This is a genomic window from Zavarzinia sp. (assembly GCF_049306435.1).
Classification (GTDB): domain Bacteria; phylum Pseudomonadota; class Alphaproteobacteria; order Zavarziniales; family Zavarziniaceae; genus Zavarzinia.
Genome location: NZ_JBAQRT010000163.1, coordinates 1 through 8,968 on the forward strand (window position 1 = coordinate 1; position 8,968 = coordinate 8,968).

General features: G+C 66.8%; 9 protein-coding genes. 6 read left to right on the forward strand and 3 right to left on the reverse strand.

All coding sequences use genetic code 11. The features are described 5' to 3' along the window. The first annotated feature begins 211 nt into the window (after window positions 1–211). Window positions 212–1,096, forward strand: a complete 885-nt coding sequence (locus tag WAZ62_RS09060; protein ID WP_422643202.1) for an SDR family oxidoreductase — start codon at window positions 212–214, stop codon at window positions 1,094–1,096. 37 nt (window positions 1,097–1,133) lie between these two features. On the opposite strand, the gene WAZ62_RS09065 is transcribed toward WAZ62_RS09060, so the two are convergent. Then, complete coding sequence (locus WAZ62_RS09065) at window positions 1,134–2,648, reverse strand: malonate--CoA ligase (protein WP_422643209.1); 1,515 nt, start codon at window positions 2,646–2,648, stop codon at window positions 1,134–1,136. Further along, complete coding sequence (locus WAZ62_RS09070) at window positions 2,648–4,099, reverse strand: malonyl-CoA decarboxylase (protein ID WP_422643203.1); 1,452 nt, start codon at window positions 4,097–4,099, stop codon at window positions 2,648–2,650. Before WAZ62_RS09070 ends, WAZ62_RS09065 begins: the two co-directional genes overlap by 1 nt. Window positions 4,100–4,268: 169 nt before the next feature. Between WAZ62_RS09070 and WAZ62_RS09075 the strand changes: the two genes are divergently transcribed. Beyond that, window positions 4,269–4,925, forward strand: coding sequence for a LolA family protein (locus WAZ62_RS09075; protein WP_422643204.1), 657 nt, complete (start codon window positions 4,269–4,271; stop codon window positions 4,923–4,925). 102 nt (window positions 4,926–5,027) lie between these two features. Here WAZ62_RS09075 and WAZ62_RS09080 read toward each other — a convergent pair whose 3' ends face one another. Then, window positions 5,028–5,807 (reverse strand): TetR/AcrR family transcriptional regulator, encoded by a 780-nt coding sequence (locus WAZ62_RS09080; RefSeq protein ID WP_422643205.1) that lies wholly within the window; start codon window positions 5,805–5,807, stop codon window positions 5,028–5,030. Between the two features lie 137 nt (window positions 5,808–5,944). Here WAZ62_RS09080 and WAZ62_RS09085 point away from each other — a divergent pair, with 137 nt between their 5' ends. From WAZ62_RS09085 to WAZ62_RS09100, 4 genes are all read left to right on the forward strand, one after another. After that, complete coding sequence (locus WAZ62_RS09085) at window positions 5,945–6,259, forward strand: chorismate mutase (RefSeq protein WP_422643206.1); 315 nt, start codon at window positions 5,945–5,947, stop codon at window positions 6,257–6,259. 149 nt (window positions 6,260–6,408) lie between these two features. Continuing rightward, window positions 6,409–7,752, forward strand: coding sequence for a Tol-Pal system beta propeller repeat protein TolB (gene tolB, locus WAZ62_RS09090; RefSeq protein ID WP_422643210.1), 1,344 nt, complete (start codon window positions 6,409–6,411; stop codon window positions 7,750–7,752). Window positions 7,753–7,965: 213 nt separating this feature from the next. Next, window positions 7,966–8,451 carry a peptidoglycan-associated lipoprotein Pal gene (pal, locus tag WAZ62_RS09095; protein ID WP_422643207.1) on the forward strand — a complete coding sequence of 162 codons (486 nt, stop codon included), beginning with the start codon at window positions 7,966–7,968 and terminating at the stop codon, window positions 8,449–8,451. A 167-nt stretch (window positions 8,452–8,618) separates the two neighbouring features. Then, a partial coding sequence (locus WAZ62_RS09100; RefSeq protein WP_422643208.1) for a hypothetical protein occupies window positions 8,619–8,968 on the forward strand: 350 nt, incomplete at its 3' end.

Sequence of the window (8,968 nt, forward strand, 5' to 3'; positions counted from 1 at the left end):
AGGTGAAGCCGGTCGACGCGGAAGGCCGCTGGCTCGGCCTGACCAGGGCGGAGCGCGACGCCCTGCTGGCCAGTCTGCCGCCCCAGCCCCCCCGCTGAGCGCCACCGGCCGGCGGCGGGGCACAATGCGCGCTTGACCTTCCGTCCGCCGTTCGCGATAGAACCCCCGGGCCTTGTATCCGCTTGAAAGACAGAAAAAAGGGAGAGTTCGCATGTCCATTCGCTTCGACAATCGCGTCGCCATCGTCACCGGCGCCGGTGGCGGCCTCGGCCGCAGCCATGCCCTGGCACTGGCCGCGCGCGGCGCCAAGGTCGTCGTCAACGATCTCGGCGGTGCCGTCGATGGTTCGGGTTCCTCGGCCGGCGCGGCGCAGCGCGTCGTCGACGAGATCAAGGCGCTCGGCGGTGAAGCCGTCGCCGACACCAATTCCGTCTCGACCCCCGAGACCGCCGAAGCCCTGGTGAAGACCGCCATCGACACCTACGGCAAGCTCGACATCCTGATCAACAACGCCGGCATCCTGCGCGACAAGAGCTTCGCCAAGGGCGAACTCGCCGATTTCCGTCTGGTGCTCGAAGTGCATCTGCTCGGCTCGGTCTATGTCACCAAGGCCGCCTGGCCGCACCTGCAGGCCAACAACTACGGCCGCGTGGTCATGACCTCCTCGGCGTCGGGCCTCTACGGCAACTTCGGCCAGGCCAACTACGGCTCGGCCAAGCTCGGCCTGGTCGGCCTGATGAACACCATCAAGCTGGAAGGCCAGAAGAACGACATCCGCGTGAACACGATCGCGCCGGTCGCCGCCACCCGCATGACCGAGAACCTGCTGCCGCCGGCCGTGCTCGAGACCCTGAAGCCGGAACTCGTCACCTCGGGCGTCCTGCACCTCGTGCAGGAAAACAGCCCGAACGGCGTCATCCTCGAAGCCGGCGCGGGTTACTACTCGCTGGTCCAGATCGTCGAGGGCGCGGGCGTGAAGCTGGGCGCCGAGGCGACCGCCGATGACGTCGCCGCCGCCTGGGGCCAGATCAGCGACATGAGTAAGGCGACCCCCGCCTTCTCGTCGAACGAAAAGCTCGCCACGATCTTCTCGTGACGCTGCCGCATCGCCCCGGCTCCCGCCGGGGCGATGCTCAAGGCTTGTAGAGACCCTTGTAGGTCTCGCGCAGGATATTCTTCTGCACCTTGCCCATCGTGTTGCGCGGCAGATCGTCGACGAAGATCACCGCCTTGGGCTGCTTGAATTTCGCCAGCCGCCCCGTCAGGGCTTCCAGCACCCCCGCCTCGGTCACATCGGCGCCCTTGCGGCGCACGACGACCGCCGTCACCCCTTCGCCGAAATCGGCATGGGGCAGGCCGATCACCGCGCTCTCGATCACGCCGGGCAGGGCATCGATCTCGCCCTCGACTTCCTTGGGATAGACGTTGAAACCGCCCGAAATCACAAGGTCCTTGCCCCGGCCAAGGATCTGCACGTAACCGCGCGCGTCGACAAGGCCGAGGTCGCCGGTGATGAAGAAACCATCGGGGCGGAATTCCGCCGCGGTCTTCTCGGGCATCTGCCAGTAACCCTTGAAGACATTGGGGCCCTTCACCTCGATCATGCCGATCTCGCCGGGCGGCAGGGCCGCGCCGTTCTCGGGATCGGTGATGCGTAAGGTAACGCCCGGCAGCGGGAAGCCGACGGTGCCCGGCACCCGCTCCCCGTCGTAAGGGTTCGACGTGTTCATGTTGGTCTCGGTCATGCCGTAGCGCTCGAGGATGGCCTGGCCGGTCTTGTCGGCGAAATCCCGGTGCGTTTCGGCCAGCAGCGGGGCGGAGCCGGAGATGAACAGCCGCATCCCCGCGACCGCCGCCCGGTCGAGACCGGGGTGATCGACAAGGCGGGTATAGAAGGTCGGCACGCCCATCAGGCAGGTCGCCCGGGGCATCAGCGACAGCACTTCGCTCGCGTCGAACCTCGTCAGGAAGATCATCGAGGCACCGGCGAGCAGGATCACATTGGTCGCGACGAAGAGGCCATGGGTATGGAAGATCGGCAGGGCGTGGATCAGCACGTCGCTGGCGGTGAAACGCCAGTAGTCGACCAGGGTTTCCGCGTTGGACGCCAGATTGGCATGGGACAGCATCGCCCCCTTGGAGCGCCCGGTGGTGCCCGAGGTATAGAGAATGGCGGCGAGGTCGTCCGCCCCCCGGGGCACCGTCGCGAAATCGTCCGGCGCCCGTGCCGCCGCGACCTGCAGGCTGCCGCCGCCGGCCGGATCCAGCGTCTCGACCCGGGCGCCGTGACGCGCCGCGATCTCTCGCGCCGCCGCCACGCCGCCGGTGCCAACGACAAGCAGGCGGGGCCTGGCGTCGCCGACGAAATAATCGATCTCGGCCGGGGTATAGCCGGTGTTCAGGGGCAGGAACACCGCCCCGGCCCGCACGCAGGCAAGATAGAGCACGATGGCGTCGACGCCTTTGTCGACCTGCACCGCGACCCGGTCCCCGGGCAGGACGCCGAGCCCTTGGAGGACATGGGCGAGGCGCCCCGTGGCCCGCCGCAAGCCGCCGTAATCGAGGCCTGGCCCCGGTCCCGGCTGGATGAAGGGGCGATCCGGCGGCACCGCCGACGAGAGCAGGCGGTCGAAGAGATAGTTCGCCATCATTCCTCCACGGCGGCGACTTTCCGCCGGCGCGACAGGCGGCGCAGGCGATCGCCCACGCTGCCGCCCGAAGCCTCCTCCGGCGGCGGGGCCGGCGCCAGCAGGGCCAGGACGGCGGGGGCGGCGACGACCTCGCCCCTTGTCACCAGAGCTTCGTGGTTGGCCTCGATCTCCTCGAGGCGATAGAGGTAATTGACCATCAGACCGTGGGATTGGCGCATCCCGTTCATCGAGCGGTCGCCCAGCGGGTTGATGCGCTCCAGTTTCGCGCCATTGCCGAGGTGGAAACGGGCCACGGGGTCGATCACCCGCCCGTCGGCGGTGCGGGCCTTCAGGAAATAATGCGCCGCGCCCCGCAGCAGCACGGCGTTGACCGCGGCCGAGATTTCCTGCGACAGGGTCCAGTCCGGCCGGTCGAGCGCCTGCAGGATGTCCCGCTCCGCCGGGGTCGGGAAGGCTTCATCCTGCCCCGCGTCCTCGCCCGCGGCATGGCGGCGGGCATCCAGCCAGCGGGCGAAGCCCGGGATCGGCGACAGGGTGACGAATGTATCGATCTGCGGCATGTCGTGGCGCAACTCCTCCACCACCTGCTTGATCAGGAAATTGCCGAAGGAAATGCCCTTCAGCCCTTCCTGGCAGTTGGAGATGGAATAGAACACCGCCGTGGTCGCCCGGGCGGGATCGATCGGCTCGCGCTTCTCGGCGAGGACATCCTGGATCGTGCCCGGAATCGCCGGCTCCAGCGCCACCTCGACGAAGATCAGCGGATCATCCACCAGCTGGGGATGGAAGAAGGCATAGAGCCGGCGGTCGGGCGGCGCCAGGCGGCGGCGCAATTCGTCCCAGCCGTGGATCTGGTGCACCGCCTCGTAATGGATGATGCGCTCGAGGAGATTGGCCGGGGTCGACCAGTCGATCTTCTTCAGAACGAGAAAACCGCGGTTGAACCAGCTCGAGAACAGATGGACGAAATCTTCGTCGAGGGCGGGCAGGGTCGGGTCCTGCCCCCGGATCGTCAGCAGGAAACGCCGCATCTCGACGAGGCAGGAAATCCCGCCGGGCGCGAGATTCAGCCGGCGCAGCACTTCCTGGCGCCGGGGCTCCGCCGCGCGGGAAACGGCGCTGATGGTCGAGGGGCCGGGATTGGCCTGATAGGCGTCGATCGCGGCATCGAGCCGGTCCAGCCGGGGGCCATAGACCCTGGCCAGCAGCAGCAGGAAATCGCGCTTGCCGTCGTCGTTGGCGGCGGTCCAGAGATCGAGGATGCGCCGCGCCCGGGCGACGCCCGAGGCTTCGCCCCGGCCGGACAGCAGCGCCTCGACGAGCGGGCCGAAATCCGGCCGCCCGCCGTTCAGGCCGAGGGCCGCCGGCCCCTTGCCCCGCTCGAACAGGGAACGGCCGCGGTTGGAAATCGTGTCGAGCAGTCCCGAGATGAAACCGGATGTGCCCATGGATTGCTGCTCTCCTCCGCGCGCGCGGCGACGTCCCGACAGAATGACGGCCCGGGCGCCGGTCTTCAAGGCCGCCCGTCCGCGCGGAACAGCACCTTGCGGCGGGTGTTGGTCCGTCATGTACCCTTCGGCCTTGCTTTGGCCAGATTGCTGGATCACCTTTCGCGCCATGTCGACGATGTTCTTTGCCCCGAACCGCCGGGGGCTTCTCGGCCTGGCCCTCGGCCTTGCCGCCGCCCCGCTGTTCGGCACCGCCCGCGCCGCAACCCTGAATGACCGCGACAAGGCCGATGTCGCGAGGGTCGAGGGGCTGTTCAACAGTTTCCGCACGCTCGAGGCGCGGTTCACCCAGGTCGATTCCAACGGCGGCATGGCTGAAGGCAAGCTGTTCCTGCGCCGGCCCGGCCGGTTGCGCTTCGAATATGACCCGCCGGTGCCCCTGCTCATCGTCTCGGACGGCACCTGGCTCATCGTCTACGACAAGGAAATCAAGCAGGTCGACCGCTACCCCCTGGGCCGGACACCGATCGGCGTCCTCGTCCGCGAGAAAGTCGCATTCGACGACGGCCTCGAAGTGACCGATGTCGTTCGGGATTCCCAGGCTTTCGGCGTCTCGGTCATCGCCCCCGCCAACAAGGACGATGGCCGCCTGACCCTGATCTTCACCGAAAATCCCTTCGAATTCCGCCAGTGGCAGGTGCTCGACGCGCAGGGCATCAACACGGTGGTCACCCTCGACGACGTGAAGCTGGGCGGGGATTTCGATCCCAAGCTCTTCGTCTTCAACGACCCGCCGGGCGTCACCACCTCGCGCCACGATCGTTAGGGACGGGGCTTTTCTCGCGCTCGCGACGTCCCCGCCGTCCCGGCGAATACCGGGAGCTCGTGACGACGAGAGCGTGACACGGCCGGCCAGGCGGGCGCGGGCCTAATCCACGGTGGGCGACAGGGCGGCATCCCAGGGCGCGTCCTCGATCACGAGGTAGCGGATCATGACCGTGGCCATTTCGGCGGCGTAGTCGTCATCGGAAATCGCGATGATGCGCTGATCGGCCAGCGAGCGGCTGATCAGGGACGACAGGATGATCTGCACCGCGAGTTCGATCGGGCCACCCGGCTCGGCCTTGGGCATGACTTCGGGGTAATGGCGGGCGACGGCGAACAGCCGGTCCATCATGTGGTCGCGCATGGCGCTGAAATAGGTCCAGGTCCGCATGTCGCGCAGCGAGGCCCGCACCACCTCGCGCAGCAGGACGCCATGGGCGCTGGCGAGGCGGACCATGACCACCACCATGCGCCGGATGACGACGGCGAAGGGCTGGCCCTCGAACCGCTCCGGGATCAGCATCGTGTCGAGCAGGGTCCAGGCCTTTTCGGCGAAACGCTGGGCCAGGGCTTCGAGCAGGGCTTCCTTGTCGGCGAAGCGCTGATAGAAGGCGCCGGTCGAACAGCCCGCCCGCTCGGCGATGTCGACGACGCGCATCCGGTCGAAGCCGATCTCGTTCATCATCTCGAGCCCGACCTCGAGCAGACGCTCCAGCTTGTTGCGGCTGCGCGCCTGCGCCGCCGGCTTCAGCACGACACCCAGCCGCCGCCGCCCGGCGCGCAAGGAATCCGCGTCGTCGCTCTCGATCGTCCGCGCCGCGCCGCGCTCCGCCGGCTTGCGCCGGACCGCGCCCGGCCGGGGGGCGCCCGGGGGATTGGTCAATGCTTCGTGCCCTTCATTATCTTTATGGCGCGAATGGTATTGGCGTTCGCCTTTGGCGGCAATAGGCGGGAACCTTGCGAAACGGCGACATTTCGGCCAGCGTTGGCCGATTCGAGAACGTGAGGAGGAGGCAAGGGATGGTGCAACCGGTCGAACAGGACAACGTGTCGGCGGTCCTGCCCGAATTGCAGCGCCTGCGCGACAGTATCGACAATATCGATGCCGCCCTCGTCCACATGCTGGCGGAGCGCTTCAAGTGCACCCAGGCCGTGGGGGCCCTGAAAGCCCGGCACAAGCTGCCCCCGGCCGACCCGGCGCGGGAGGCCGAGCAGATCCGCCGCCTGCGCGGGCTGGCCGAATCGGCCCGGCTCGACCCCGAATTCGCCGAGAAATTCCTCAACTTCATCATCGGCGAAGTGATCCGCCACCACCGGGCGATCGCCGACCGCTGAGGCGGGGGCGGGCGAGTCCGATGGGCAACAGGCCGGGATAATCGCCGCCATTGCGGGGGCGACGGGTGGCGCGAGGAACAAGCCTTTGCCATTTTTGCCCCCTAGTCTGCACCGATGTGATTCGGTGACTCGCCGTGACGGACGTGATGATGACCCGCTATTTTCTCCGAGTTTCCCGCGAGGGAAGCCGTGCCGCGAGGGCCCTGGCCCTCGGTCTTGCCCTGTCTCTCGGCGGGGTGCTGGCCCTGACGGGGCCGGTGCTGGCCCAAAATGCGCTTGTTATTCCAGATGGCTCGCGCCAGGCGATCCCGATCGCCATCCCCAATTTCGCCGGTGGCGATCTCGGGCGCCAGATCGCGGAAGTGATCTCGGCCGATCTCGAGCGCTCGGGCCTGTTCAAGCCGATTCCGGCCGGCACCTTCCCGCAGTCGCCCGACCAGTTGCAGGCCCAGCCGGCCTTCCCGTCGTGGCGCGGGGCCGGGGCCGATGCCCTGGTCGCCGGCAAGGTGGTGCCCCAGGGCGGCAAGACCGCCTTCGAATTCCGCCTGTGGGAGCTGAATTCTGAACAGCAGATGACGGGCACGGCCTTCACCGCCGATACCGCCAACTGGCGCCGGGTCGCCCATATCATCGCCGACACGATCTACAGCAAGATGACCGGCGACGACGGCTACTTCGATACCCGCATCGTCTATGTCTCGGAATCGGGACCGAAGAACCGGCGCGTGAAGCGTCTCGCCATCATGGATCAGGATGGCGCGAATCACCGCTTCCTGACCTCGGGCAAGGATCTCGTGCTGACGCCGCGCTTTTCCCCGCGCGACCAGACGATCACCTATATGTCCTATTTCAACGACAAGCCGCGGGTTTACCTGTTCAACATCGACACGGGACAGCAGGAAGTCCTGGGTGATTTCCCCGGCATGACCTTCGCGCCGCGCTTCTCGCCCGATGGCAATCGCGTCGTGATGTCGATGGCCCGCGACGGCAATACCGATATTTACGCGATCGATCTGCGCACGCGGAAGTTCAACCGGCTGACCTCCGGCCCCGCGATCGACACCTCGCCCAGCTTCTCGCCCGATGGCAGCCAGATCGTCTACAACTCCGATCAGGGCGGCAGCCAGCAGCTCTACATCATGAGCGCGGGCGGCGGCGGCGGAAAACGCATATCGTTCGGAGACGGCCGCTATGCAACGCCGGTATGGTCGCCGCGCGGCGATTACATTGCCTTCACCAAGATGAAGGGCGGCCGCTTCTCGATCGGTGTGATGAAACCCGACGGCTCGGGCGAGCGGATCCTGACCGAGAGCTTCCTCGACGAAGCCCCGACCTGGGCCCCCAATGGCCGCGTCATCGCCTTTTTCCGCCAGTCTCCGGGCGCTTCGGGCTCGGTGAAGCTCTATTCCGTCGACGTCACGGGATTCAACGAACGGTTGATGCCGACCCCGCTCGACGGCTCCGATCCGGCCTGGTCGCCGCTCAATCCTTAAGGTGAAACCCCTGCCTTAATTTTGGCGAAGTTGGTCGGGTGTTGCGTCTATGCACTAGAGCGAAGGAAGCGGTAGTGCTACCTCTTCCTTCGCGTCCTTCCGCGCACGGCGCAGTGGATTTCGCAAGTGCGAGATGATATTTCTGCATCCAGCGATACCTCCATGCCGCTCGGCGCGCACCGACAGCGCTGCACCCTCAGGAGTTCTACTGCTATGCGCTTCACTCATCCCGGCTACAAGATCGCCAGCCTCGTCGCGGCCCTCTTCGTCGTGGCTGCCTGCTCCTCCACCCCGGAAGCCACCACGGGCGGTGCCTCCACCAGCACCGGCGCTTCCTATGCTCCGGGCTCGCAGGAAGATCTGGCCGCCAACGCCGGCGACAGCGTCTTCTTCGACTTCGATCAGTACAACCTGAAGCCGGAAGGCCAGGCCACGCTGCAGGCTCAGGCCGCCTGGCTGGCGAAGTACCCTGCGGTCACGCTGACCATCGAAGGTCATGCCGACGAGCGCGGCACCCGCGAGTACAACCTTGCCCTCGGCGAGCGTCGTGCGAATTCGGCCCGCGCCTATCTGATCTCGCTCGGCGTCGACGCGAACCGTCTCCAGGTCATCTCCTACGGCAAGGACCGTCCCTTCGCGGTCGGCTCGGACGAGACCTCGTGGGCCCAGAACCGTCGTGGCTTCAGCCGCGTGAACTGATCCTGGTCCGCTTCGCGGATCTGGAACGGTAGAGGATGGCCCGCTCCGGCATATGCCGGGGCGGGCTTCTTCATGTTCGAAGGGCGGCGTCATGCTTTCGCCAAGGTCCTTCGTCAATTAAACAGGCCTGAATTCAAGCTGGCCCGGTCGATTCGAGGATCTGCCCCATGTTCCGTCTGTTCAGCCGTCCGTCCTGCCTGCCCGTCGCCGGCGCCTTGCTGATGGCCGCCTGGACCGCCCCCGCGCTGGGGCAGGCGGCTGGCGACCTCGGCGCCCTGCGGGACCATCTCGCCGAATTGTCCGACACGGCGACGGAAATCCAGCTCGCCCAGTCCACGACATCGACCGCTGCCACGGCCCAGCTCGATCTTCGGCTTTCCGCCCTCGAGGAGGAAATCCGCCGCCTCACCGGCAAGATGGAAGAGGCGCAGAATACCGCCGACCGCAATCAGGCCGAGATGAAGCGCCTGCAGGACGATGTCGAATTCCGCCTGAACCGGCTGGAAGAGGCGACGGG